Source organism: Mycobacterium sp. THU-M104, from assembly GCF_049197365.1.
In the GTDB taxonomy this organism is placed as follows: Bacteria; Actinomycetota; Actinomycetes; order Mycobacteriales; family Mycobacteriaceae; genus Mycobacterium.
Genome location: NZ_JBMIOP010000194.1, coordinates 1 through 24,839, shown reverse-complemented (window position 1 = coordinate 24,839; position 24,839 = coordinate 1). Strand labels below are relative to the sequence as shown.

Here is a 24,839-nt window from a genome sequence, read left to right as displayed (position 1 = left end):
CCGAGTTGATCTCCGGTGGCAGCATGCTGTAATCCACAACCATCTATCTCCCCAATCTCTCCTGGCTCCTGGTGGCCCCTGGTCGTATCCTCAGGTGTTGCTGGTAGAACGTGCGGTTCGTCAACAGCGCAACCTCGTACGGCTGAAGTGAAAACACCGCTGCTCTTTTGGTCACCGGTTTCGTGTCGTTGCGGGCGTTCACCCAGGCGCGGCGCCGTGGCGGTATCGAAGAGTGCAGCGGCCGCGAAAATTGACCGGCCAATTGACGCTGTGACCGACGTACGGCCAGTCGACGCAGTTCTAGGCTGCTCGCCATCACCGATCACGGTCTTCTGTGCTGTCGCTGGTTGGCAGGTCATGGGCGACTCATGGACCGCATACCGCGATCGATGCGCCGCACGCCGTAGTTCGGCGAGTGCGTCATCGCGTCTCTGTTTCCTTAGTGCCGACCATTCGTCAACCGCGGAAATCACAAGCTATTCCAGTGAACTGAAGCGGAGTGCAGAAGATCGAATCGATGACCAGCGGCTGAACTGTTGGTTAACGACGTCGGCTCAGCACGGCCGGAGGGCCGGTGAGCAAACACCGCGGACCCGTCGAGTGCGAGGTCGGCCCAAATTTCCCGGGCGCTCGAGAAAACCTCGGGAATGGGCTCTCCGGCGTACGTGGCTCGGACGTTCAGTGTGCAGAAAGCGGCAAAGGCAACCGGTGTGGGGGCTCACGCGACGGGGATCCGTTACGCCAGTTTGGCCTTGACCTGCAGACGTGAATGGAACAGGCGATACGGGACCATGCGGAGGCTGACCCCGGCGAGTTCGGCGCAGACCGACGCGACACCCCACCGCAAGCCATCACGGTCGCCTCCCGGCCTTGATGCTCAGCGATGAACCGGCAGACTCGTGGTGCGGGTCCCGCACGGCCGCAAACAAAGTTGCCGCCGTCTTCTTCGGGGAGGTGGCCCAGCGATGCCAGAAGCTCTATAGGCAATGTTCATGTTCCCTTTACCTTCTGTCTAAGTGGAATTAGACGGCGGCGATGAAACTATTTCAACCATGAGGTTGACGCGATTGGTTCTGCCTACGGTTGGTGCGGTGATGGCAGTCGGCTTGGCCGCATCGGCTCATGCAGACAACAACGACGCCGTGTTCTTCGGTCAGCTGGATCGGGCCGGCATCGAGTTCTCGGACGCGCAGGACGCCGTTTCCGCGGCCAAGGGGATCTGTAACTATCTTTCGGAAGGGCGCCCGGTGACCGTCGTTGCGCGAGCACTGAAAATCCGAAACCACCACTTGTCAAACAACAACGCCCTCCAATTCGTCGAGATTGCAGGGGAGACCTACTGTCCCGCCGAGCTGTCGACCGCTATCGGTGGTTGAGGTACCGGGTTCATGGCCGATCCCGGCGCGGAAGGCGTGCACGACTCGTGGTCATCGTTGACGGGCCGCGGTGGTGTGTTCCCTCCGCCGAACCTGGGTTTTGTTACCCAGGCTTCCGGGATGTCTTTTAGTTCGCCGTACGGAGCCAACGGGCTCACGTGATGTTGATAGGGAGGCACCAGTGGCAATGAAGTTTGTCAAGCCGAAGTTTGTCAAGCCGCTTTTGATCGCGGTCGGGATATCCACTTTCGCGGCGCCGGTAACTGCCCACGCCGACGATGCCAGTTTTCTCGATGAGCTCAAGAACGGTGGTATCCAGTTCCCGGACCCGTCCGCAGCGATCTCCGCGGCCCGCGAGGTCTGTGACTACATCGCGGACGGACACACCGCGGCACAGGCCGCTCGAGGGGTAAAAAACGCGAATCCCGAGTTGACCCTCACACACGCAGGCCATTTCGTGACGATCGCCCGAGGGGCATACTGCAATCAGCCTGTCATCTCCGCCGGTGAGAATGAGCCCATCGGTAACCGTACACAACCATAGCCGCTGGCTGTCCAGGTCACTCGCCGAGAGCCGATAGGCGGAGACGGTGACGTCGTCACCAGCGCGGTGGCGGAATCGTCTGCGGGCGTGCATGACTCAGAGTTGGCGGGCCGCGTCGTCGCGATCGCGGTGGTCGTCGATGACACGTTGTTTCGGCGGCGGGGCCGCAAGGTATTCGGGGCGCTGTGGGCTCACGACGATTCAGCGCGGGACCCACATGCGCTCGGCCGCGGCAACCGGTGAGTGGTCCTCGGCGTCGTCGTCGCCGTGCCGTTGTGCTCGCGCCCGGTGTGCCTGCCGGTGCTGTTTCGGCTCTGCTGCCAGCCGCAGCGCCTTCCCGCTATGGCTGGCAGCAGAGCCGGTCTCGTTGTTGGTCAACAAGTTTCCTGACCGTCGCCTACACGTCGTGGGGACGCTGTCTATCATGGCAAGCCACCGACGCCGCGGGCATCATCGCCCGCTCCGCCAAGCGCTGGTCGATCGAACCGGCCGACCCAAACCGGCAAACAACTCTCAGGGCCCGCCACGCCGCCGAGCCCTGGTATGGACCACAAGGCCCAACCCGACTTCGAAGACATGCTCGCCAGCTCCGCCGCGCTGTGATCGCCGCCCGATTCGACGGCATCAGCCGAGCTCAACCCGATCCCCACAAATACCGCGACTACGAACTGGCTTGCGGTGCAGCCTCCGCACAGGTGCGAAACTCAAGGACAAAGGAAGTCCGCACAAAATCGGGGACGGTTCAAGAATTCTGGATTGGGCACACGAGTTGCCCGCCGGAAGCCACCCACAATTGGCCTTGGCGGATGCCGAAAGGTCCGAAAGGTGAGGAGATCCGAGTCGGCGGAACGCCTGCACCGGCTGTTCGCCGAAGCGTTCATGCGGCTTTACGCCGCGGCGGTCAGACCGAGCGGCGCCCGGCGACGCGCTCGGCGACGCGGTAGATCATCACGCGCGGCGGCGCCTTTCGACGCCGTCGAAAATCAACGCGTCGCGCCGCGTGCGCGAGTGCGGGTCGCTCGAATGGTGCCGGTGATGGGGTTGCCCCTTCGAGGGCGTCGCCGGCGACCGCGATCGCGGCAAACGAACAACGCCGGCGCGACCGCCGAGGCTCGGGTGCGTGCCTGTCCACCACCGCGGCGCGTCAACAAGTACCCTCGATTACGTGCAGCGGCGGATTATGGGCATCGAAACCGAGTTCGGTGTCACATGCACCTTCCACGGCCATCGTCGGCTGTCCCCGGACGAGGTCGCCCGCTACCTCTTCCGCCGAGTCGTGTCGTGGGGGCGCAGCTCCAACGTCTTCCTGCGCAACGGCGCGCGACTCTACCTTGACGTGGGCAGCCACCCCGAGTACGCCACGGCGGAATGCGACAGCCTGGTGCAGCTGGTGACACACGACCGCGCCGGCGAATGGGTGCTGGAAGACCTGCTCGTGGACGCCGAGCAAAGACTCGCCGACGAAGGCATCGGCGGTGACATCTACCTGTTCAAGAACAACACCGACTCGGCGGGCAACTCCTATGGCTGCCACGAGAACTACCTGATCGTGCGGGCCGGCGAGTTCTCCCGGATCTCCGACGTGCTGCTGCCGTTCCTGGTCACGCGCCAGTTGATCTGCGGAGCCGGCAAGGTGCTGCAGACCCCCAAAGCTGCGACGTTCTGCCTCTCCCAGCGTGCCGAGCACATCTGGGAGGGGGTATCTTCGGCCACCACGCGCAGCCGACCGATCATCAACACCCGCGACGAGCCGCACGCCGACGCCGAGAAGTACCGGCGCCTGCACGTGATCGTCGGCGACTCCAACATGTGCGAGACGACCACCATGCTCAAGGTGGGCACCGCGGCACTGGTGCTGGAGATGATCGAAGCCGGCGTGCCATTCCGTGACTTCTCACTGGACAACCCTATTCGCGCCATCCGCGAGGTCAGCCACGACACCACTGGCCGGCGCCCGGTGCGGCTGGCCGGGGGCCGTCAGGCCAGCGCACTGGACATCCAGCGCGAGTACTACAGCCGCGCGGTCGAACATCTGCAAACCCGCGAGCCCAATGCCCAGGTCGAGCAGGTCGTCGACCTGTGGGGCCGTCAACTCGACGCCGTCGACAGTCAGGACTTTGCCAAGGTCGACACCGAGATCGACTGGGTGATCAAGCGCAAGCTGTTCCAGCGCTACCAGGACCGCTACAACATGGAGCTGTCGGACCCCAAGATCGCGCAACTGGACCTGGCCTACCACGACATCAAACGCGGCCGTGGTGTCTTCGATCTACTGCAGCGCAAGGGCCTTGCGGCGCGGGTGACCACCGACGAGGACATCGCCGATGCCGTCGAGAGCCCTCCGCAGACCACCCGGGCCCGGCTGCGCGGCGAGTTCATCTCCGCCGCGCAGGCCGCGGGACGCGACTTCACCGTCGACTGGGTGCACCTGAAACTCAACGATCAGGCGCAGCGCACGGTGCTGTGCAAGGACCCGTTCCGGGCGGTCGACGAGCGGGTCAAGCGCCTCATCGCGAGCATGTAGCCCGGCGACGATGTAGCCCGCGAAGCGGGGTGCTGAGGAGCCGGGCAGTCGAGGTAGCCAGTCTGCTGCGTGGCGAGAGACGTCGGCCGCGTGAAAGCTTTAGGCTCGGGCAAATGGCGACCTCGAAAGTCGAGCGACTGGTGAACCTCGTCATCGCGTTGCTGTCCACCCGTGGCTACATCACTGCGGAGAAGATCAGGTCCAGCGTGGCGGGTTACACCGATAGTCGCAGCATCGAGGCGTTCTCCCGAATGTTCGAGCGCGACAAGAACGAGTTGCGCGACCTGGGCATCCCCCTGGAGGTCGGCCGGGTGTCGGCCCTGGATCCCGCAGAGGGATATCGGATCAACCGCGAGGCCTACGCGTTGCCGCCGGTGCAGCTGACCCCGGACGAGGCGGCTGCCGTCGCCGTCGCCACGCAGCTGTGGGAGTCCCCGGAGATGGTCGCCGCCACGCAGGGTGCGCTGCTCAAGTTGCGCGCCGCCGGGGTCGACGTCGATCCGGATGCCCCGGTGACCATCGCTTCGCCGGCGGGTGTACCGAGTCTGCGCGGGTCAGAGGATGCTCTCGGTGTCCTGCTGTCCGCGATCGAGTCAGGGCAAGCGGTGCGGTTCCCGCACCGCCCGTCGCGGGCCGAACCGTACACCACGCGCACCGTCGAACCGTGGGGCGTCGTGACGGAAAAAGGCCGGTGGTATCTGGTCGGGCACGACCGCGACCGCGACGACACACGCATCTTCCGGCTGTCGCGCATCGGGGCCGAGGTCACGCCGGTCGGGCCGACCGGTGCGATCACGGTTCCCCGCGACATGGACCTGCGCGGCATCGTTTCACAGAAAATCGCCCGGACCGCAGCGGAGGTTACGACGGGCGAGCGGGCCCGGCTCTGGGTCGCCGAAGGCCGGGCCACCGGGCTGCGTCGCGCCGGGAGGTCGACGGCCGCGCGCCGGCTGGGCGACCGCCACGGTGAGGTGATCGAGGTGGACATCGGATCGACCGATCAGCTGGCGCGCGACATCGCCGGGTATGGGCCGGACGCCGTCGTGCTGGAGCCGCAGTCGCTGCGTGACGACGTGCTGAGCCGGCTGCGCGCCCACGCGGGCCCGGTGGAACGCTCGTGACCCCGGTCTCGGCCCGGCTGGTCCGGCTGCTCAACATGGTGCCGTATTTCCAGGCCAACCCGCGGATCACCCGGGCCGAGGCCGCAGCCGACCTGGGGGTGACCGACGAGCAGCTGGAGGAGGACCTCAACCAGCTGTGGATGTGCGGGCTGCCCGGCTACTACCCGGGTGACCTCATCGATTTCGAGTTCTCCGGTGACACCATCGAGGTGACGTTCTCGGCAGGCATCGACCGGCCGCTGAAGCTGACCTCGCCCGAGGCGACCGGCCTTCTGGTGGCGCTGCGAGCGCTGGCTGACATCCCGGGCGTCGTCGATCCGGAAGCGGCCCGCAGCGCGATCGCCAAGATCGAGGCCGCGGCCGGCGCTGTCGGGCAGGAAGCCCTGCGTGCGTCCGCGGCCAACGGCACGCCCGCGCCCGCGGAGAGCAGGGTCGCGGCGGTGGTGCGCGCGGCGGTGCAGGATCGGCACGCGCTGGCCATCGATTACTACTCGGCGTCACGCGACAGCCTGAGCAGCCGTGTCGTCGACCCCATCCGGGTGCTGCTGATCGGCGGTCACAGCTACCTGGAGGCATGGTCGCGCGATGCCGAGGGGGTCCGGCTGTTCCGTTTCGACCGGATCGTGGACGCGGCCGACCGGGGCGAACCGTCTGTTCCGCCGGAGCCGGCGCGGCAGGCGCCGCCGGACATGTCGCTGTTCGACGCCGACCCGGCACTGCCGTCGGCCAGGCTGCGCGTGGCGTTCTCGGCGTCGTGGATGCTCGAGTATTACCCGATGCGCGAGGTTCGTGAGCTGGCCGACGGATCGTGTGAGGCCGTCATGACCTACGCCTCGGACGAGTGGATGACCCGTCTGGTGCTCGGTTTCGGCCCGGCAGTCCGGGTGCTGGAGCCGGAATCGCTCGCGCGCCGGGTCCGGGACACCGCGACGGCCGCCCTGGAGCTCTACCAGCAGCACGATCAGACGTGACCTGATCGGCACCTACCACGCCGGGACGCGGAGACGCCGGTACCGCGACACGCTGCGGTAGCATCGGGTGGACGTCTGGAGGTAATCAACGTGGGCAGTCTCAGTCCGTGGCACTGGGCGATCCTCGCTGTCGTGGTGGTCGTCCTGTTCGGTGCCAAGAAGCTCCCCGATGCGGCACGCTCGCTGGGTAAGTCGATGCGCATCTTCAAGTCCGAGATCCGCGAAATGCAGAGCGAGAGCAAATCGGAGGCGTCTGCGATCGACATTTCGTCTGCGAACGCCACTCCCGTGCAGGCCCAGCGAGTCGACCCTCCCGCGGCTACCGAGCAGGGTCACACTGAAGCACGCCCGGCATAGCACGGCATCATCCCCGTGGTGCCCGGGCACCAGTGACGCAGCGTCGTGAACGCCACCAAGATTTCAGCGGTGTCAGCGAACGCCGCCGCCGTACTGAAGCGGCTCAATCCGCGTAACCAGCGCAGTCGATCCAATCCTGACGCGACGATGTCGCTGGTCGACCACCTGACCGAACTGCGCACGCGGCTGCTGATCTCGCTGGCCGCGATCGTGATCACCACGATCTTCGGGTTCGTCTGGTACTCGCATTCGGTTTTCGGACTGGAAAGCCTGGGCGAATGGCTTCGCCATCCCTACTGTTCGCTGCCGGCGTCAGCGCGGGCCAGCATCAGCGCCGACGGTCAGTGCCGGCTGCTGGCCACCGCACCGTTCGACCAGTTCATGCTGCGGCTCAAGGTCGGGCTCACCGCGGGGACGGTGATGGCCTGCCCGGTGTGGCTGTACCAGCTCTGGGCATTCATCACGCCGGGGCTCTACCGCAACGAGCGTCGCTTCGCGATCGGGTTCGTCGTCCCTGCCGCGGTGCTGTTCGCCGGCGGGGCCGTGCTGGCCTACTTCGTGTTGGCCAAGGCTCTGGGCTTTTTGTTGACCGTGGGTAGCGACGTGCAGGTGACCGCGCTGTCCGGAGACCGGTATTTCGGCTTCCTGATCAACCTGCTGGTCGTTTTCGGGGTGAGCTTCGAATTCCCGTTGCTGATCGTCATGCTCAACATGGCCGGGTTGTTGACCTATGCACGGCTCAAATCCTGGCGGCGCGGCCTGATCTTTTCGATGTTCGTGTTCGCTGCGGTGTTCACTCCCGGTTCCGACCCGTTCTCGATGACGGCGCTCGGCGTGGCGTTGTCGGTGCTTCTCGAGTTCGCCATCCAGATCTCCCGCCTGCACGACAGACGCAAGGCCAAACGCGAAGCGCGGGCCGACATCCCCGACGACGAGGCTTCGGTCATCGAGCGGCCCACCCCGATGCCCGAGCCGTCGTACACCGCGGGACAGCACGACGATGTCACCTAGGCCAACGCTGCGCGAGCTGGGGACGCCTCCCGTTTGCGGGGGAGCGTGTCGGCGCGACGGCCCGCTGTTGCGGCCGGTAGTTCGCCCACGTTCGCGGCGCACGACGGTGCTCCGGTGACCGGGCTCGCGGAGCTGACCCGGTTTGCCGCTGATTTGCCGTTCGCGCTCGACGATTTCCAGCAGCGGGCCTGTGCCGCCCTGGAGCGAGGCCACGGTGTGCTGGTCTGCGCGCCGACCGGCGCCGGCAAGACGGTCGTCGGCGAGTTCGCCGTGCACCTGGCGCTGGCGGCCGGCGGCAAGTGCTTCTACACCACGCCCCTCAAGGCCTTGAGCAATCAGAAGCACACCGATTTGACCGCGCGCTACGGCCGCGACCGCATCGGCCTGCTGACCGGTGACCTGTCGGTGAACGCCGACGCGCCGGTGGTGGTGATGACCACCGAAGTGCTGCGCAACATGCTCTATGCGGATTCGCCTGCCCTGCATGGGCTTTCCTATGTTGTCATGGACGAGGTGCACTTCCTCGCCGACCGGATGCGCGGTCCGGTGTGGGAGGAGGTCATTCTGCACCTGCCCGACGAGGTGCGGCTGGTCAGCCTGTCGGCGACGGTGAGCAACGCCGAGGAGTTCGGTGGCTGGATCCAGACGGTGCGGGGCGACACGACGGTGGTGGTCGACGAGCACCGACCGGTGCCGTTGTGGCAGCACGTCCTGGTGGGCAAACGTCTCTACGACCTGTTCGACTATCGCGGTTCGGAGGCCGACGAACGCCCGGACGGCAACCGCGAGCCGCGTGTCAACCCGGACCTACTGCGTCACATCGCGCACCGCCGGGAGGCGGACCGGATATCGGACTGGCGGGGTCCCCGACGGCACGGCTCCGGACGCCCGGCAGGCAGACCGCGGTTCTACCGCCCGCCCGCCCGACCTGACGTGATCGCGACCCTGGACTCCGAGGGCCTGTTGCCGGCGATCACGTTCATCTTCTCGCGGGCGGGTTGCGACGCTGCAGTCCACCAGTGCCTGCGCTCGCCGTTGCAGCTGACCAGCCAGGAGGAGCGCACGCAGATCGCCGAAGTGATCGACCACCGGTGCGGTGATCTCGCCGATGCCGACCTGCCCGTGCTCGGCTACTACGAGTGGCGCGAGGGGCTGCTTCGCGGCCTGGCGGCCCACCACGCCGGCATGCTGCCGGCGTTCCGGCACACCGTCGAGGAGTTGTTCGCCGCCGGCCTGGTCAAGGCGGTGTTCGCCACCGAGACACTGGCGCTGGGCATCAACATGCCTGCCCGCACCGTCGTGCTGGAGCGGTTGGTGAAATTCAATGGCGAACAGCACGTGCCGCTGACGCCGGGGGAGTACACGCAGCTGACCGGGCGCGCCGGCAGGCGCGGCATCGACGTCGAGGGTCACGCCGTGGTGCTCTGGCAGCCCAGCGAGGAGACCACCGAACCGTCGGCGGTGGCCGGCCTGGCGTCGACACGCACCTTCCCGCTGCGCAGTTCGTTCGCGCCGTCCTACAACATGACGATCAACCTGGTGCAGTACATGGGCCCGGAACAGGCGCACCAACTGCTCGAGCAGTCCTTTGCCCAGTACCAGGCCGACCGGTCGGTCGTCGGCCTGGTCCGCGGCATCGAGCGGGGCAACACGCTGCTCGACGAGATCGCCGCCGAACTGGGCGGGCCGGAGGCGCCGATCCTGGGCTACGCCCGGCTGCGCGCGCGGATCACCGAATTGGAGCGCGCACAATCGCGCGCCTCCCGGCTGCAACGCCGGCAGCTGGCCAGCGACGCGCTGGCCGCGCTGCGCAAAGGCGACATCATCAACATGACCCACGGCCGGCGGGGCGGGCTGGCAGTCGTGCTCGAGTCGGCCCGTGACAGCGACGATCCGCGGCCCCTGGTGCTGACCGAACACCGGTGGGCGGGACGGATCTCCTCGGCGGACTATTCGGGTGCGCCGGGCCCGTTGGGGTCGATGTCCTTGCCGAAGCGCGTCGAACACCGGCAGCCGCGCGTGAGGCGAGACCTCGCATCGGCGCTGCGGTCGGCCGTGGCCGGGTTGGCCCTTCCGTCCGAGCGCCTCGGTGGGCGCCGTTCCGGCGGCGACAGCGACGGCGAGTTCCACAATCCGGAGCTCGCGGAGTTGCGGGCCCAGTTGCGTCGGCATCCGGCGCACAACAGTCCCGGCCTCGAAGCGCAGGTCCGTCAGGCCGAGCGCTACCTGCGCGTCGAGCGGGACAACGCGCAGCTGGAAAAGAAGGTGGCCGCGGCGACGAACTCGCTGGCGCGCACTTTCGACCGCATCGTCGGGCTGCTCACCGAGCGTGGGTTCATCGAGGGCCCGGCGGCCGATCCCCACGTCACAGACGACGGCCGGCTGCTGGCCCGCATCTACAGTGACAGCGACCTGCTGGTAGCCGAATGCCTGCGCACGGATGCATGGGCCGGATTGAAGCCCGCCGAGTTGGCGGCGGTCGTCTCCACGGTGCTCTATGAGACTCGGGGCGGCGACGCGCCCGGCTCCTTGTCCGCCGCCGACGTGCCCACCCAGCGCTTGCGGCAGGCGCTGCAGCGGACATCCCGGATGTCCACCGCGCTCCGTGCCGACGAGCAGGCACATCAGATCGCCCCGAGCCGCGAGCCCGACGACGGCTTCGTCAATGTCATCTATCGCTGGGCGCGGACCGGTGATCTGACGGCGGCGCTGGCCGACGCCGACGCCCATGCCTCGGCGGGCACCGGTTCGCCGTTGCTGGCGGGAGACTTCGTGCGCTGGTGCCGGCAGGTGCTCGATCTGCTGGACCAGGTGCGCAACGCGACCCCCGATGCCGAACTACGGGCCGCCGCCAAGCGCGCCATCGACGACGTTCGGCGCGGCGTCGTCGCTGTTGACGCCGGGTAGGCTGTGCCGGAGCTACGGTGAGACCGTAACGAAAAGCCAAGACGTCAAGGGGCTGAGGAGAAACGATGAGCGGACCGCAGGGATCGGAGCCGGACCAGCAGTGGCAACCGCCCGGTCACAGTGGCGACCAGTCCTCGGAACCGGCTCAGGCAGGATCGCCCTGGCAGCAGCAGCCGGACCAGGATGCGGGGTGGCAGGCGCCGGCTTATACGCCGCCCCCCGGGTATTCGCCGTACCAGCAGCAGGGGGAGCAAGGCTACCCGCAGCAGCCCGGCTACGGGCAGCCTGAGCAGCAGTACGGTGGGCAAACCCCCCAGTACGGTCAGTACGGCCAGCCGGGTCAGTACGGCCAGCCGGGTCAGTACGGCCAGCCGGGCCAGTACGGCCAGCCGGGCCAGTACGGCCAGCCGGGTCAGTACGGCCAGCCGGGCCAGTACGGCCAGCCGGGCCAGTACGGCCAGCCGGGCAAGAAGCGCTCGACCACCCTGATCGCCGGGGCCGGACTGATCGCCTTCCTGCTCATCGCCGCCGTGCTGGTGCTCGGCTTCTGGGAGCCCGGCTTCTTCGTCACCACCAAGCTGGACATCAAAAAGGCCCAGACCGGTGTCCAGCAGATCCTGTCTGATGAGACCAACGGTTACGGCGCCCGCAACGTCAAAGACGTCACGTGCAACAACGGCGCCGACCCGACCGTCAAGAAGGGCGCCAGCTTCGATTGCAGTGTGAGCATCGACGGTGCGCAGAAGCATGTGACGGTGACCTTCCAGGACAACACGGGCACCTACGAGGTCGGCCGGCCCCAGTAAGGGCGGTCAACCCCGAAGCGTGTCGAGCGCCTTCTGCAGCCGCGCGATCGACGAGCCGACACCCAGCTCGGTGGCCAGCCGGGCGGTGCGCTCCGGGTCGGCGGCCGTCAGGGGCAGGGCGTCGGTCGGAGTCGTCAGTGTCACCGGCGCGTCGGTGGCTACCCGTACCACCCCTTCCGCAGCCTCGATGTAGTCGGTGGCGGCCAGCAGTTTCGCGCGAAGCCCTTTGGCCATCGTCGATTTCGGGTCGCCGGCGGCGGCCAGTATCTGCTGCAGCGATCCGTGCCGTGCCAGCAGCGCCGCCGCCGTCTTCTCGCCGATGCCCGGCACGCCGGGCAGACCGTCGGACGGATCGCCGCGCAACAACGCCAGCTCGGCATAGGCCGCCCCGGCCCGCTGCGTCGGCACCCCGTAGTGGTCGGACACCTCGGCGGGTCCGAACAGAATCGCGTTGGTCAGCCCACGGCCCAGGTAGAGCACCCGAACCGGCACCGGTTCGTCGGCAACCACCTGCAGCAGGTCGCGGTCCCCGCTGACCACGACGACCGGGTCGGCGCGCTCCCGCGCCGCCAGCGTGCCCAGCACGTCGTCGGCCTCGAAGCCGGCCGCACCGGCCATCGGGATGCCGAACGCGTCGAGCAGCTCGGTGATCATGTCGACCTGTGGGGTCAGGTCGTCGGGGACCTCCTCGATGTCGGGCTCTCCGGCGGGCTCCGGTTCGGCCACCCGGTGCGCCTTGTACGACGGGATCAGGTCCACCCGGAACTGCGGCCTCCAATCCAGGTCCAGGCACACCGCCAGCCGGCCGGGCCGCTGCCGGGTGATCACCACGGCCACCGAGTCGACAAAGCCGCGGACGGCGTTCACCGGCCGACCGTCGGGAGCGGTGATCGAGGAGGGCACGCCGAAGTACGAGCGGAACCACATGCTGGCGCCGTCGAGAAGGACCAGGGGCGGAGGCATGCCGGGTATGGTCTCACGACGCTTCCCGTGAGCAGTCCCCCGCAAGGGGAGGTGCCCAACACATTGCCCCAAACGCGGCGTCGTGGGGTGATTGTGCGTCTGGCCACCGTCGTTGGCCGCACCGGGCTAGCCTGACTACCAATGGACTCTGAACGATTCGACGCAAACGTGTACGCCCGCCGGATGGCCGCGGCGGCCGCCGCGACCGCCGCGGCGGGTCTCGACGCCCTGGTGATCACCCCCGGCTATGACCTGCGGTACCTCGTCGGCTCGCGGGCCCAGACGTTCGAGCGGCTCACCGCACTGGTGCTGCCGGCCTCCGGTGACCCGATCGTCGTGGTGCCGCGCCTCGAACTGGCCTCCCTGGCGGGGTCGGCCATCGCCGAACTGGGCCTGCCGGTACATGACTGGGTCGATGGCGACGACCCCTACGTGCTGGTGAGCGCGGCGTTGGGCGGTGGCTGCCTCGCGACCGCCGTCACCGATTCCATGCCGGCACTGCACCTGCTGCCCCTGACCGACGCGTTCGGGAAGCTGCCGGTGCTTGCCACCGACGTCCTGCGCGGGCTCCGGATGGTCAAGGAGGCGTGCGAGATCGACGCGTTGCGTAAGGCCGGTGCGGCCATCGACCGGGTACACGCCCGGGTGCCGGGGTTTCTCGTCCCCGGCCGCACCGAAGCTGACGTCGCCGCTGCCATCGCCGAAGCCATTGTGGCCGAGGGGCATTCGGGAGTCTCATTCGTCATCGTCGGCTCCGGGCCGCACGGAGCGGATCCCCACCACAGCTATTCGGCCCGTGAACTGCATGCGGGGGACGTCGTCGTCGTCGACATCGGGGGAGCCTACGAGCCCGGCTATCACTCGGACTGCACCCGCACTTACAGTATCGGTGATCCAGAACCCGAAGTGGTCCAACACTATTCGGTGCTCGAGCGTGCCCAGCGAGCGGCCTTGGACGCGGTGCGCCCGGGCGTGACCGCCGAGCAGGTCGACGCCGCCGCCCGCGACGTGCTGGCCGACGCGGGGCTCGCGGAGCACTTCGTGCACCGTACCGGGCATGGGATCGGCCTGTCGGTGCACGAGGAGCCCTACATCGTCGCCGGCAACGACCTGCCGCTGGCTCCGGGGATGGTCTTTTCCATCGAGCCGGGCATCTACTTCCCGGGCCGGTGGGGCGCGCGCATCGAGGACATCGTCGTCGTCACCGAGGACGGCGCGCTGGCCGTCAACAACCGCCCGCACGAGCTGATCGTGGTTCCCGCGTCGTAGCCGGCGATGTCACCGGCGCCGCGTCGGGTGGGTGCACCATCACCGGGGGCCGGCCGCTATCCCTCGCCGCGTTCGAGCAGCGTCGAGGATCCCAGCACCCGCTCCACATGCACCTCGATGACCACCCTCCGCGGGTTGGGCTTGGGAGTGCGGTAGCGCTGGGCATAGCGCAGCTCGGCGTCGCGCACGGCGTCGGCGTCGCTGTTGACCTTGGATCGGCCTTCCAGAGACAGCCAGCGCGCACCGTCGACCTGGCTGAGCACGGCGACGCCGGCACGGTCGGCGTTGACCGCCTTCTGAGACCCGCCGGTGGTGATGACCCGCGCGATGTGTGTTGTGGGATCGAAGGTGAATCCCACCGCCACGACGTGCGGTGATCCGTCGTTGCGCAGTGTGGTCAGCATGGCCAGATGCCGTTCGGACAGGAATGCCAGCGCGTCGTCGGTGAGCCGGGTAGTGGTGTTCGCCATCACCGCCCACGCTAGCGCAGGTGATAATCGCAGCCGTGGACGACACGGGAGCAGGCCTGATACTGATCCTGGGCGGTCGCAGTGAGATCGGCGTCGAACTCGCACGCCGCCTGGCTCCGCAATCGACGGTGGTGCTCGCCGCGCGCGGCGCCGACCGACTCGACGAGCAGGTCGCCATGCTGAAAGCCGCCGGCGCGGTAGCAGTGCACACGAAAGAGTTCGACGCCGACGACCTGGCCTCGCACGGCCCCTTCGTCGCCTCGGTTGTCGACGAGCACGGCCCCATCGGCACCGCCGTGCTGGCCTTCGGCGTCCTGGGTGACCAGGTCCGCGCCGAAACCGACGCCGCCCACGCCACCGCCATCGTGCACACCGACTACGTCGCCCAGGTCAGCATGCTCACCCACCTGGCGGCCGCCATGCGCCACGTCGGCAAGGGCACGCTGGTGGTGTTCTCCTCGGTGGCCGGGATCCGGGTGCGCCGCGCCAACTACGTCTACGGCTCGGCCAAGGCGGGCCTGGACGGCTTCGCCGGCGGCTTGGCCGACGCACTGCACGGCAGCGGCGTCAACCTGCTGATCGTCCGCCCGGGATTCGTGATCGGGCGCATGACACAGGGCATGGCGCCCGCGCCGCTGTCCAGCACCCCACAACAAGTGGCCGATGCCACCGCACACGCCCTGGCAAAGGGGCGGCGTACCGTATGGATACCGTGGGCGCTGCGGCCGACGTTTTTCGCGATGCGGTTGTTGCCCCAGTTCGTGTGGCGCAGGATGCCGCGATGATCCGCGCCGGCGACGCCGCAGAACGAAGCGACGATGAGGAGCGGCGCTCATGATCGTCGTCGTCGGGATCGGCGCCGACGGCATGGCGGGCCTTTCGCGGCAGGCGCGCACCGAATTGGCGAGAGCCACTGTGATTCACGGCGCACAAAGGCAGCTTTCCCTGCTCGACGGCACCGTCACCGCCGAACGCCGGGAGTGGCCGTCGCCGATGCTGCCCGCCCTGCGGAACCTGCCCGCCGACGACGACGCCGACGTCCACGTCGTGGCCAGCGGCGACCCGCTGATGCACGGCGTCGGCGGCACACTCGTGCGCGTGTTCGGCGCAGCCAAGGTCATCGTGCTGCCGCACGTGTCGTCGGTCGCGCTGGCCTGCGCCCGGATGGGCTGGAACGTCCACGACGCCGAGGTGATCAGCCTGGTCACCGCGCGGGCGGACACCGCGGTGCGCCGCGGCGGCCGGGCGATCGTGCTCTCGCGCGATCACACCACGCCGGCGACCCTGGCCGGATTACTCGACGCCCACGGGCGCGGCGAGTCCGTGATGACTGTTCTCGAACAGCTTGCCGGCCCGGGTGAACGACGCCGCGAGGCCACCGCGCGGCAGTGGGCCCACAGCTCCCCGCCGGATATCGACGACCTCAACGTGATGGCCATCCACTACCTGCCCGACGAGCGCGTCTCGCCGTTGCCCGACGACGCGTTCGTGCACGACGGCCAGATCACCAAACACGGGATGCGTGCCGTGACGTTGGCGGCGCTGGCACCGCGCCCGGGAGAGCGGTTGTGGGATGTCGGCGCGGGATCGGGCAGCATCAGCGTCGAGTGGTCCCGCAGCTGGCCGGGCTGCAGCGCGGTCGCGTTCGAGCGTGACGGAAACCGGCGCCGCAACGTCGAATTCAACGCCGCTGCGGCGGGCCTGGACATCGACGTGCGCGGCGACGCGCCTGCGGCGTTCGACGGGGCGCAAACCCCGTCGGCGATCTTCGTCGGCGGCGGCCTGACCCAACCGGGTCTGCTCGACGCATGCTTCGACCGCTTGCCCCGGGGAGGACGCTTGGTCGCCAACGTGGTCACCGCCGAATCGGAAGCCGCGCTGATCCAAGCACATTCGCAACTCGGTGGATTGCTGCGACGTTTTCAGCACTACCAGGGCGAACCGCTGGGCGAATTCACCGGCTGGCGCCCGCAGTACCCGGTCACCCAATGGGCGGTGAGGCGATGACGGTCTACTTCATCGGGGCGGGCCCCGGCGCCGCGGACCTGATCACCGTGCGCGGCCAACGAATCCTCCAGCGATGCCCGACGTGCCTCTACGCCGGGTCCATCATGCCCGACGATCTGTTGGCGCTGTGCCCGCCTGATGCGAATGTCGTGGACACCGGCCCGCTTACGCTCGAACAGATCGTCGCCGAGTTGGCCGGCGCGGACGCCGCAGGTCACGACGTGGCGAGGCTGCACTCCGGTGACCCGTCGCTCTACAGCGCCCTGGCCGAGCAGTGCCGCCGGCTCGACGAACGGGGTATCGGCTACGAGATCGTTCCTGGCGTGCCGGCTTTCGCCGCGGCCGCGGCGGCCCTGAAGCGCGAGCTCACCGTTCCCGGGGTGGCGCAGACGGTGACGCTGACCCGGACAGCCACCCTGTCGACCCCCATGCCGCCCGGTGAGGAGCTGGCCGAGCTCGCCCGGTCCGGGGCCACCCTCGTCCTGCACCTGGCCGCCGCCCAGATCGATGCCATTGTCCCGCAGCTCTTGGCGGGCGGGTACCGCCCCGAAACACCGTCCGCGGTAGTGGCTTTCGCCAGCTGGCCGAGGGAAACTGTGCTGCGCGGCAATCTCGCCGGCATCGCCGAACAGATGCACGACGCCAACATCACCAGAACCGCCGTCATCGTTGTCGGTGACGTGCTGGCCGCGCACCGTTTCACCGACAGCTACCTGTATTCGAGCGGGCGGACCCGGGGTGGCCGGCACTGATGCGGATCTTGCTGCTCGGCGGTACCGCGGAGGCGCGGGCACTGGCGCGGGCCCTGCACCCGCGGTTCGACATCGTGAGCTCGCTGGCCGGCCGCGTTCCCGACCCCGCCCTCCCGGTCGGGCCGGTACGCATCGGCGGATTCGGCGGCGTCGACGGGCTGCGGCGGTGGCTGCACGACGAGCGCATCGACGCCGTCGTAGACGCCACCCACCCGTTCGCGGCGACGATGACGTCCCACGCCGCCCAGGTGTGCGGCCAATTGGGGATGCCGCATCTGGTGTTGGCCCGCCCGGCTTGGGACCCAGGGCCCGCGGACGTCGTCGCTTCCGATGCGCAAGCGGCCGAAGTCGTTGCCCAGCAGAGTTATTCGCGGATATTTCTGACCACCGGCCGCTCGGGGGTGAGTGCCTTCGCCACCAGCGACGCATGGTTTTTGATCCGGGCGGTCACCGCGCCGGACGGCACCGCGATGCCGCGCCGTCACCATGTCGTGCTGTCTCGTGGGCCTTATGTCTACGATGACGAGCTCGCCCTGTTGCGCGATCACCGCATCGACGCGCTGGTGACGAAGAACAGTGGCGGGCATATGACCCGGGCTAAGCTAGATGCCGCCGCCGCGCTGCACGTTGCCGTCGTGATGGTGGCGCGGCCGGCGCTGCCGGAGGGGGTGCGCACCGTCGCCACCGTGCGAGAGGCCGCGGAATGGATCACCGGGGAAGTCGCCGGCGGCTGACCTGCCGGGTCTTCGCTGCCGACGGCCGCGAGCGGCGCATCGCGGCAGCGGGTGGTGCGGGACCGGGTGATGCTCACCGGCAGCCGTACACGGCCGCGGGCGGCCACAAAAATACGGTGGGGGGTATGGTATACATGGTGCAACGCGCCCGAGACGATGCGAGGATTCGAGCAGGCAAACCAGGCCACAGGGGCACTACGGGTGGCTGAAGACCACGCTCGCGGGGTCTGATGCCCTACCGTCTGCAACTTGGCCTACCATCTCCACGGGGTGCGGAAGCGAAACTGCCAGGACAGAACCAGGCTTGAGAGCGAAAGGAAACCCCGATGTTGGCCTTTCTCAAGAAGGCTTGGGTTCCGCTCGTCGTCGTGGTGGCGGTCGCCCTCGGCGGCATCGCGGTGAACGACCTGCGTGGCATGTTCGGCTCCGAAGAGATCTTCACCGCCACCGGAAGCAGCGCCGAACCGCTCACGCCCTCCCACGTCAAGCGGGTGACATACGAGGTCTACGGCCCCGCTGACACGGCCGGGAGTGTCAGTTACCTTGACATGAGCGCTCAACCGGAGCAGGCGAACTTCACCAGCCTGCCCTGGACCTACACGATCACCACGACCGTGCCGGCGGTGATCGCCAACGTGGTGGCACAGGGCAACAGCAACACCATCGGGTGCCGCATCACCGTCAACGGCGAGGTCAAAGACGAGCGGTCGGCGGACGGCCACCACGCCCAAACCTCTTGCTTGGTGAAAGCCGGATGAACACAGACACCGACACCCGCCCGAAATTCATGCGGTTCGTTCGCAACTTCGCGGTGCCGATCATCATCGGATGGTTGCTGCTGACCGCGGGCCTGAACCTGCTGGTGCCGCCGATCGAGTCGGTCGCCCGCAACCACGCGGTCACCATGTCGCCCGGGGATGCGCCGGCGATGATCGCCGCCAGGCGCATCGGCGCGACGTTCCACGAGTCGGACTCCGACAGCATCGCCATGATCGTCCTGGAGAGCGATCACAAGCTCGGCCCGGACGCGCACCGCTACTACGACGCCCTGGTGCAGAAGCTGGATGCCGATCACAAGCACGTGCAGCACGTCCAGAACGTGTGGGGGGATCCGCTGACGGCCGCGGGCGTGGAGAGCCGCGACGGCAAGGCCGCCTACGTCCAGCTCAACCTCGCCGGCGACCAGGGCAGCACCCTGGGCAACGAGTCCGTCAAAGCAGTCCGCGAGACCCTCGACCGTTCATCGCCGCCCCCGGGCCTCAAGGTTTATCTCACCGGCCCGGCCGCGCTGACCACGGACATGAACGACGCCGCCGACAAGAGCATGTTGACGATGATGGGCGTGACGGGCGTGGTCATCATGATCATGCTGTTCATCGCCTACCGTTCCGTCAGCACGGTGCTCCTCGTTCTCGTCATGGTCGGTTTCGAGATGGGCACGGCCAGGGGCCTGGTCGCGCTGCTCGGCAACGACGACCTGTTGGGGTTTTCGACGTTCGTCGTCGCCATGCTGTCCTCGTTGGCGATCGCGGCGGGGACCGACTACGCGATCTTCCTCATCGGTCGCTATCAGGAAGCGCGTCAGGCCGGTCTGGATCGGGAAGCCGCCTACTACAGCATGTTCCGCGGCACCTTCCACATCATTCTGGGATCCGGGCTCACGATCGCCGGCGCCACCTTCTGTCTGCACCTGGCGCGGCTGTCCTACTTCAAGGCGCTGGGGATTCCGTCCGCGGTGGGCTTGGTCGTCGTCGTCGCGGGCGCATTGACAGCCGCGCCTGCGGTTGTGGCAGTGGCCAGCCGGTTCGGGCTGCTCGACCCGAAGCGGGCCGTCAAGGTCCACGGCTGGCGGCGCATCGGGACCGCGAGCGTGCGCTGGCCGGGCGCGGTGTTCGCGACCTCGCTGGCCATCGCGATCGTCGGTATCCTCTTCATGCCGACCATGAAGATCAGTTACAACGACCGCTACTACATCCCCAAAGACCTGCCGTCGAACGTCGGATACGAGGCCGCCGAGCGCCATTTCAGTGCCGCCACGATGAATCCTGACATCCTGATGATCGAGAGCGATCACGACATGCGGAACAGCGGCGACATGATCATCCTGGACCGCCTGGCCAAGGACGTGTTCCGCGCGCCGGGCATCGCGATGGTGCAGAGCATCACCCGGCCGCTCGGTGGGCCCATCGAGCACACGTCGATACCGTTCCAGATCAGTGCCCAGTCGATCCCGATCCAGGAAAACCTTCAGTTCATGAAGGACCGGATGGATGACATGCTCAAGATGAGCGACGACCTCGGCGCCATGATCGGGTCGATGCAGCGGATGCAGGGTCTGATGACCCGGATGAGCGACTCGACGCACCGCATGGTCGGCGACATGCACGACATGCAGGTCACGCTGGACGACATGCGCGACCACATGGCGGACTTCGACGATTTCGCACGGCCGCTGCGTGATTACCTGTACTGGGAACAGCACTGCTACAACATCCCGGTGTGCTGGGCGACGAGGTCGGTCTTCGACGCGATCGACGGCCTCGACAAGTTCAGTGACAACATGAAGACGCTGATCAAGGACGTCGACAACATCGACGCGATCATGCCGCAGATGGTGGCCCAGTTCCCGCCGATCATCGCGGTCGCCAAGTCGATGCGGGGCAGCCTGCTCACCATCCACAGCAGCTTCTCGGGTCTGGTCACGCAGATGTCGCAGATGACCGACACCGCGAGCGCCATGGGTCAGGCGTTCGACGCCTCCCGCAGCGGTGACTACTTCTACCTGCCGCCGGAAGCGTTCCAGAACGCCGACTTTCAGCGCGGTCTGAAGCTGTTCCTGTCCCCCGACGGGAAGGCCGCGCGGTTCATCATCACCCACGACAAGGACCCGGCGACCCCGGCCGGCATCGACGCGGTCAAGCCGGAACTCGAAGCAGCTCACCATGCGGTCAAAGGAACGACATTGACCGATGCCAGGTTCTACCTGGCCGGAACGGCCGCCATCTACCGCGACATCCAGTCCGGCTCGCACTACGACCTGTTGATCGTCGGGATCGCGGCGATCACGCTGATTTTTGCTGTCATGGTGATCATCACGCGGGCTCTGGTGGCGTCCCTGGTGATCGTCGGGACGGTGCTGCTGTCGCTGGGAGCCGCGTTCGGGCTCTCGGTGCTGGTGTGGCAACACCTCGTAGGTCTGGATTTGAACTGGATCGCGCCGGTATTCGGGCTGATCATCCTGCTGGCTGTCGGCTCCGACTACAACCTTTTGTTGGTGTCGCGGTTCCAGGAGGAGATCGGAGCCGGTCTCAAGACCGGGATCATCCGGTCGATGGGCGAAACCGGTGGGGTCGTGACCTCGGCGGGCCTGGTCTTCGCCTTCACCATGATGTCGATGGTGGCCAGCGATCTGACCTCGATCGGACAGGCCGGCAGCACGATCGGCCTCGGCCTGCTGTTCGACACCCTGATCGTCCGCTCGTTGATGACGCCGTCGATCGCCGCGCTGCTCGGTCGTTGGTTCTGGTGGCCGTTGCGGGTGCGCCCCCGCCCGGCCAGCGAGATGCTGCGGCCGTTCGGCCCGCGGCGTCTGGTCCGCTCCCTGTTGTTGGGCGAGCCCGCCGATGCGGCAACAGCCAGGACCCCACGGCAGGCCAACGGCTCGGGTGCCACCCAGGAATACGGCGGCCAATTCGCCTCCGACGACATGACGCACAGGGGAGGCGACGGCCCGGAGCCGGGCCGCGCGCATTGAGGCGATGCCGGTGTCCCGGTTGCCCGACGCAGAACAGGATAGCGGGCTGTCAAAACGGGTAGCGCCGGGGCGTGAACACCCGGTCACCCGAATCCACTGAGTGCCACTGCGTTTGCGACGACCCGACGATCAGCAGGCAACGCATGTCGATGTCGGCAGGATCGAGATCGGCCAACCGCACGACCCGGACGGTTTCCTCGGGCCCGGAAACGTCACGGCCGATCACCACCGGTGTCCCTGGTTCGCGATGGGCCAGCAGGATGTCGCGCATCGCGCCGACCTGCCAGGTCCGCGTCGCCGACGCCGGGTTGTACACGGCCAGAACCAGATCCGCGCCGGCCACGGCGGTGAGCCGGGCGGCGATCACGTCCCACGGCTTGAGCCGGTCTGACAGCGAGATCACGGCGTAGTCGTGACCGAGCGGAGCCCCGACCCGGCTGGCGACGGCCTGGGCGGCGGTCATCGCCGGGATCACCCGCACCTGCACCCCCGGCCACTGCTTGGCCTCTTCCAACACGGCGGTGGCCATCGCGAACACGCCCGGGTCACCCGACGACACCACCGCCACGGCGTGTCCCTGCTCGGCCAGCGAGCAGGCCAGGCGTGCCCGCGCGGGTTCGTCGGTGTTGCCGCTGGAATGGCGGCGCTGCCCGTCGTGGGCGGGCACGCGGTCCAGGTAGCCGACGTACCCGATCAGGTCGGTCGCCGCCGCGAGTTCCCGCCGGGCCTGCGGCGTCATCCAATCGGTGTCGCCGGGCCCGAGTCCCACCACCGCCACCGCCCCCGTCGCCCGGCGGCGGTCCCGTCGCATGCCCGGCAGCACGGCCAGCGAAAAATACGGCACGCCGTTCTCGTCGACATCGGCGGCGGGCAGTACGCGTTCACCGGAGGTGCTGGCCCGCTCCACATAGAACGCGTCGTCAAGTCTTCCGGACGCCGAAAGCGCTTCCCGGACATTGTGATACGAGCGGCTCAGTTTGAGGATGACGGCGGCGTCGGTGTCAGCGAGCCGCCGCGTCAGCTCGGCGCCGGGCAGGGTGCCCGGCAGCACCGACAGCACCTCGTCGCCGGCCACCAATGGCGTCGCGATGGCCGCCGAGGCGGCACTCACCGAGGTGACCCCGGGAACGATGACCGCATCGAATCGCTCCGTGAGGCGGGTGTGCAGATGCATGTAGGAGCTGTAGAACAGGGGGTCGCCCTCGGCGAGCAGTGCCACATCGCGCCCGGCGTCCAGGTGTGCCGCGATCCGCCGGGTGGCTTCGACGTAGAAGTCCTCGAGCGCCCCGGCGTAGCCGCCGGGATGATCGGTGGACCCGGTGGTCACCGGATAGACCAGGTGCTCCTCGAGCTGGCCGGGCCGCAGGTACGGTTCGGCGATTCCTCTCGCGATGCTGTGACCGTGCCGGGCGCTGTGATAGGCGACCACGTCCGCGTCGCCGATCACCCGGGCGGCCTTGACCGTCACCAGCTCGGGGTCGCCGGGGCCCAACCCGACCCCCCACAGAGTGCCTCTGGGGGCGCTTCGCGCGGTGCCCTCCGCGGTCATTCGCGCTCGCTGGCGATCGCGTTGACCGCGGCGGCGGCCATGGCGCTGCCGCCGCGCCGGCCCCGCACGACCAGATACGACATGCCGCGCGGACCGTCGATCAGCTCCTGCTTGGATTGTGCCGACCCGACGAAACCGACCGGGCCGCCCAGCACCGCCACCGGGGATGCGGCGCCCTCGTCGATCAGCTCCAGCAGCCGGAACAGTGCGGTGGGCGCATTGCCGATCGCCAGGACCGCACCGGCCATCCGGTCGGCCCACAATTCCACGCCCGCCGCCGAACGGGTGGTTCGCCGGCGGGCGGCCAGTTCGGCCGCTCGCGGATCGGCGACCAGTGACACCACCTCATTGCCGGCCGGCAACCGCGCGGTGGTGATCCCGGCGGCCACCATTGACGCATCGCACAGCACCGGTGCGCCGGCTCGCAGAGCGGCGCGGGCCCGCGCGACGACGTCGTCGGTGAAGGCGACGTGGTCGGCGACATCGATCTGGCCGCAGGTGTGGATCAACCGGACCACCACCTGGGCGACGTCGGCCGGGAACCGGCCCAGGTCGGCTTCGGCGCGGATGGTCGCAAACGACTGGCGATAGATTTCTGCCGCGTCGCGGATGTAGTCGAGCACCCGATCACCCTAAGGCTCGTCACTGTGGCGACCCGCCGCGGAACGCGCCAGCCGGTATCCGTCCCCGATGGCGACCAGCACCTCACCGGCCGGCGGGCTGCCGCACGCCCGCTCGCAGCCCACGAAGTGACGATGCACCTCGGCGTCGGGCTCCAGGGACCGCGCGGCGTCGGCCCGCACATCGGCGACCGAGTGCGCGCACCCGGGCCTGCCGGTGCAGGCGCTGACCGTCAGCCAGGGGGAGTGTTCGTCGAAAACCAGGCCCAGGGGCGCCAGCACCCGGAGTGCGACGTCCGCCGCCTCTTCGCTGAGGTCGCACACCAGCACCGAGCGCCACGGCGTGATCACCAGCGGGGCCCCGATCGCGGCCAGAAAGTCGGCGACGCGCGCGGGCAGCACGCCCAGCGGGACCGCGGCGCCCAGCGTGACGCGGCCGTCGTCCTGGCTTAGCCAACCCACCGGCGCTCGGGTGACCGGTGCGAAGCCGGCGCCGAGCTCGATTCCGGGCATCAGGCGTGCGATATCATCGAGTTCTTTTATCCGCCAGGCATTTCCGCGAATTTCGAGGAAGCGCTTCGCGATCGTGACCAGCGCGTCGACCACCTCGTGGGCGGCCAGCCGGACGCCGGTGTCGCGTCCGGTGATGAGCAACGCGCAGCCGTCGGGTATTGCATGGACACCCACATCGGCGCGCAGCCCGGACACGTCGGCGCGCCCATCGTCCAGACTGAACCAGAACCGGCCGCCAAGCTGGGCGAGCCTGGGATCCTCGCAGATCGCGGTGTCCAGCGCACCCACCAAGGGCCGTACATCGAGGCTCCCACCGGTACGGCCGGACAGCGGCGACGCGACGATGTTGCGGACGCGCTCGTGGGTCGCCGAGGGCAACAGTCCGGCACCGGCGATCGCTTCCGCCACCCCGGTCACATCGGTGACCGCGCGTATCTGCAGGTTGCCCCGGGCGGTCAGCTCCAGCGCTGCGGAACCGGATGCGCTCGCGGCTCCCGCCACTGCGGCGAGCTGGGCGGCGGTGATCATGCCGCCGGGGAGCCGCACCCGCACCAATGCGCCGTCGGCGGCCTGGTGCACCTGGAGTGCACC

22 protein-coding genes are annotated in these 24,839 nt (G+C 68.1%); 16 read left to right on the top strand and 6 right to left on the bottom strand.

The window, feature by feature from the left end:
- Positions 1-1,016 precede the first annotated feature (1,016 nt).
- Positions 1,017-1,376: a DUF732 domain-containing protein gene (locus ACOJVU_RS15535; protein WP_421530598.1), complete on the top strand. Its 360-nt coding sequence runs from the start codon at positions 1,017-1,019 to the stop codon at positions 1,374-1,376.
- A 187-nt stretch (positions 1,377-1,563) separates the two neighbouring features.
- Positions 1,564-1,920, top strand: a complete 357-nt coding sequence (locus ACOJVU_RS15530) for a DUF732 domain-containing protein (protein ID WP_421530601.1) — start codon at positions 1,564-1,566, stop codon at positions 1,918-1,920.
- A gap of 201 nt (positions 1,921-2,121) precedes the next feature.
- Here ACOJVU_RS15530 and ACOJVU_RS15525 read toward each other — a convergent pair whose 3' ends face one another.
- A complete protein-coding gene (locus ACOJVU_RS15525; RefSeq protein ID WP_421530597.1) occupies positions 2,122-2,298 on the bottom strand; it encodes a hypothetical protein in 177 nt (58 codons plus the stop codon).
- Positions 2,299-3,085: 787 nt separating this feature from the next.
- Here ACOJVU_RS15525 and pafA point away from each other — a divergent pair.
- The 7 genes from pafA to ACOJVU_RS15490 all read left to right on the top strand — a co-directional run bounded on the left by pafA (position 3,086) and on the right by ACOJVU_RS15490 (position 11,617).
- The gene (gene pafA, locus ACOJVU_RS15520; RefSeq protein ID WP_343709839.1) at positions 3,086-4,444 is read left to right on the top strand and encodes a Pup--protein ligase; all 1,359 of its coding nucleotides are present in this window, start codon (positions 3,086-3,088) and stop codon (positions 4,442-4,444) included.
- A gap of 113 nt (positions 4,445-4,557) precedes the next feature.
- Positions 4,558-5,565: a helix-turn-helix transcriptional regulator gene (locus tag ACOJVU_RS15515; protein WP_421530596.1), complete on the top strand. Its 1,008-nt coding sequence runs from the start codon at positions 4,558-4,560 to the stop codon at positions 5,563-5,565.
- Positions 5,562-6,536, top strand: coding sequence for a helix-turn-helix transcriptional regulator (locus ACOJVU_RS15510; RefSeq protein ID WP_421530595.1), 975 nt, complete (start codon positions 5,562-5,564; stop codon positions 6,534-6,536). The genes ACOJVU_RS15515 and ACOJVU_RS15510 overlap by 4 nt, the downstream gene beginning before the upstream one ends.
- A gap of 90 nt (positions 6,537-6,626) precedes the next feature.
- On the top strand, positions 6,627-6,893 hold the full coding sequence (gene tatA / locus ACOJVU_RS15505; protein WP_421530594.1) for a Sec-independent protein translocase subunit TatA: 267 nt from the start codon (positions 6,627-6,629) through the stop codon (positions 6,891-6,893).
- A 147-nt stretch (positions 6,894-7,040) separates the two neighbouring features.
- Entirely contained in the window at positions 7,041-7,904 is an 864-nt protein-coding gene (gene tatC, locus ACOJVU_RS15500) for a twin-arginine translocase subunit TatC (RefSeq protein WP_421530600.1), read from the top strand.
- A 114-nt stretch (positions 7,905-8,018) separates the two neighbouring features.
- Positions 8,019-10,811 carry a DEAD/DEAH box helicase gene (locus ACOJVU_RS15495; RefSeq protein ID WP_421530593.1) on the top strand — a complete coding sequence of 931 codons (2,793 nt, stop codon included), beginning with the start codon at positions 8,019-8,021 and terminating at the stop codon, positions 10,809-10,811.
- Positions 10,812-10,876: 65 nt separating this feature from the next.
- Positions 10,877-11,617, top strand: a complete 741-nt coding sequence (locus ACOJVU_RS15490) for a DUF4333 domain-containing protein (protein ID WP_421530592.1) — start codon at positions 10,877-10,879, stop codon at positions 11,615-11,617.
- A gap of 6 nt (positions 11,618-11,623) precedes the next feature.
- Here ACOJVU_RS15490 and ACOJVU_RS15485 read toward each other — a convergent pair whose 3' ends face one another.
- On the bottom strand, positions 11,624-12,580 hold the full coding sequence (locus ACOJVU_RS15485) for a 5'-3' exonuclease (RefSeq protein ID WP_421530591.1): 957 nt from the start codon (positions 12,578-12,580) through the stop codon (positions 11,624-11,626).
- Between the two features lie 141 nt (positions 12,581-12,721).
- On the opposite strand from ACOJVU_RS15485, the gene ACOJVU_RS15480 reads away from it, so the two are divergent.
- Positions 12,722-13,849, top strand: coding sequence for a M24 family metallopeptidase (locus tag ACOJVU_RS15480; RefSeq protein ID WP_421530590.1), 1,128 nt, complete (start codon positions 12,722-12,724; stop codon positions 13,847-13,849).
- Between the two features lie 56 nt (positions 13,850-13,905).
- On the opposite strand, the gene ACOJVU_RS15475 is transcribed toward ACOJVU_RS15480, so the two are convergent.
- Positions 13,906-14,319: a F420-dependent biliverdin reductase gene (locus tag ACOJVU_RS15475; protein ID WP_421530589.1), complete on the bottom strand. Its 414-nt coding sequence runs from the start codon at positions 14,317-14,319 to the stop codon at positions 13,906-13,908.
- Between the two features lie 35 nt (positions 14,320-14,354).
- Here ACOJVU_RS15475 and ACOJVU_RS15470 point away from each other — a divergent pair, with 35 nt between their 5' ends.
- The 6 genes from ACOJVU_RS15470 (at position 14,355) to ACOJVU_RS15445 (ending at position 21,566) form a co-directional block, all read left to right on the top strand.
- Positions 14,355-15,104, top strand: coding sequence for an SDR family NAD(P)-dependent oxidoreductase (locus tag ACOJVU_RS15470; protein WP_421530588.1), 750 nt, complete (start codon positions 14,355-14,357; stop codon positions 15,102-15,104).
- Between the two features lie 49 nt (positions 15,105-15,153).
- Positions 15,154-16,326, top strand: coding sequence for a precorrin-6y C5,15-methyltransferase (decarboxylating) subunit CbiE (gene cbiE / locus ACOJVU_RS15465; protein ID WP_421530587.1), 1,173 nt, complete (start codon positions 15,154-15,156; stop codon positions 16,324-16,326).
- Positions 16,323-17,078 (top strand): precorrin-4 C(11)-methyltransferase, encoded by a 756-nt coding sequence (gene cobM / locus ACOJVU_RS15460; protein WP_421530586.1) that lies wholly within the window; start codon positions 16,323-16,325, stop codon positions 17,076-17,078. The genes cbiE and cobM overlap by 4 nt, the downstream gene beginning before the upstream one ends.
- Positions 17,075-17,812 carry a cobalt-precorrin-6A reductase gene (locus ACOJVU_RS15455; RefSeq protein ID WP_421530599.1) on the top strand — a complete coding sequence of 246 codons (738 nt, stop codon included), beginning with the start codon at positions 17,075-17,077 and terminating at the stop codon, positions 17,810-17,812. Before cobM ends, ACOJVU_RS15455 begins: the two co-directional genes overlap by 4 nt.
- Positions 17,813-18,138: 326 nt before the next feature.
- Complete coding sequence (locus ACOJVU_RS15450) at positions 18,139-18,570, top strand: MmpS family transport accessory protein (protein ID WP_421530585.1); 432 nt, start codon at positions 18,139-18,141, stop codon at positions 18,568-18,570.
- Positions 18,567-21,566: an RND family transporter gene (locus ACOJVU_RS15445; protein ID WP_421530584.1), complete on the top strand. Its 3,000-nt coding sequence runs from the start codon at positions 18,567-18,569 to the stop codon at positions 21,564-21,566. The genes ACOJVU_RS15450 and ACOJVU_RS15445 overlap by 4 nt, the downstream gene beginning before the upstream one ends.
- 49 nt (positions 21,567-21,615) lie before the next feature.
- Here ACOJVU_RS15445 and ACOJVU_RS15440 read toward each other — a convergent pair whose 3' ends face one another.
- The 3 genes from ACOJVU_RS15440 to cobG all read right to left on the bottom strand — a co-directional run.
- Positions 21,616-23,115 carry a precorrin-2 C(20)-methyltransferase gene (locus ACOJVU_RS15440; RefSeq protein ID WP_421530583.1) on the bottom strand — a complete coding sequence of 500 codons (1,500 nt, stop codon included), beginning with the start codon at positions 23,113-23,115 and terminating at the stop codon, positions 21,616-21,618.
- Positions 23,112-23,738 (bottom strand): precorrin-8X methylmutase, encoded by a 627-nt coding sequence (locus ACOJVU_RS15435; RefSeq protein WP_421530582.1) that lies wholly within the window; start codon positions 23,736-23,738, stop codon positions 23,112-23,114. Before ACOJVU_RS15435 ends, ACOJVU_RS15440 begins: the two co-directional genes overlap by 4 nt.
- Positions 23,739-23,747: 9 nt before the next feature.
- Positions 23,748-24,839 (bottom strand): precorrin-3B synthase (gene cobG / locus ACOJVU_RS15430; protein ID WP_421530581.1); only part of this gene is annotated, 1,092 nt, incomplete at its 5' end.

Bases quoted from the DNA above. Each gene is read 5' to 3' on its own strand.
- ACOJVU_RS15530 (WP_421530601.1), top strand. From the start codon at position 1,564: ATGAAGTTTGTCAAGCCGAAGTTTGTCAAGCCGCTTTTGATCGCGGTC.
- ACOJVU_RS15515 (WP_421530596.1), top strand. From the start codon at position 4,558: ATGGCGACCTCGAAAGTCGAGCGACTGGTGAACCTCGTCATCGCGTTG.
- tatC (WP_421530600.1), top strand. From the start codon at position 7,041: ATGTCGCTGGTCGACCACCTGACCGAACTGCGCACGCGGCTGCTGATC.
- ACOJVU_RS15490 (WP_421530592.1), top strand. From the start codon at position 10,877: ATGAGCGGACCGCAGGGATCGGAGCCGGACCAGCAGTGGCAACCGCCC.
- ACOJVU_RS15485 (WP_421530591.1), bottom strand. From the start codon at position 12,580: ATGCCTCCGCCCCTGGTCCTTCTCGACGGCGCCAGCATGTGGTTCCGC.
- ACOJVU_RS15480 (WP_421530590.1), top strand. From the start codon at position 12,722: ATGGACTCTGAACGATTCGACGCAAACGTGTACGCCCGCCGGATGGCC.
- ACOJVU_RS15475 (WP_421530589.1), bottom strand. From the start codon at position 14,319: ATGGCGAACACCACTACCCGGCTCACCGACGACGCGCTGGCATTCCTG.
- cbiE (WP_421530587.1), top strand. From the start codon at position 15,154: ATGATCGTCGTCGTCGGGATCGGCGCCGACGGCATGGCGGGCCTTTCG.
- cobM (WP_421530586.1), top strand. From the start codon at position 16,323: ATGACGGTCTACTTCATCGGGGCGGGCCCCGGCGCCGCGGACCTGATC.
- ACOJVU_RS15450 (WP_421530585.1), top strand. From the start codon at position 18,139: ATGTTGGCCTTTCTCAAGAAGGCTTGGGTTCCGCTCGTCGTCGTGGTG.
- ACOJVU_RS15445 (WP_421530584.1), top strand. From the start codon at position 18,567: ATGAACACAGACACCGACACCCGCCCGAAATTCATGCGGTTCGTTCGC.
- ACOJVU_RS15440 (WP_421530583.1), bottom strand. From the start codon at position 23,115: ATGACCGCGGAGGGCACCGCGCGAAGCGCCCCCAGAGGCACTCTGTGG.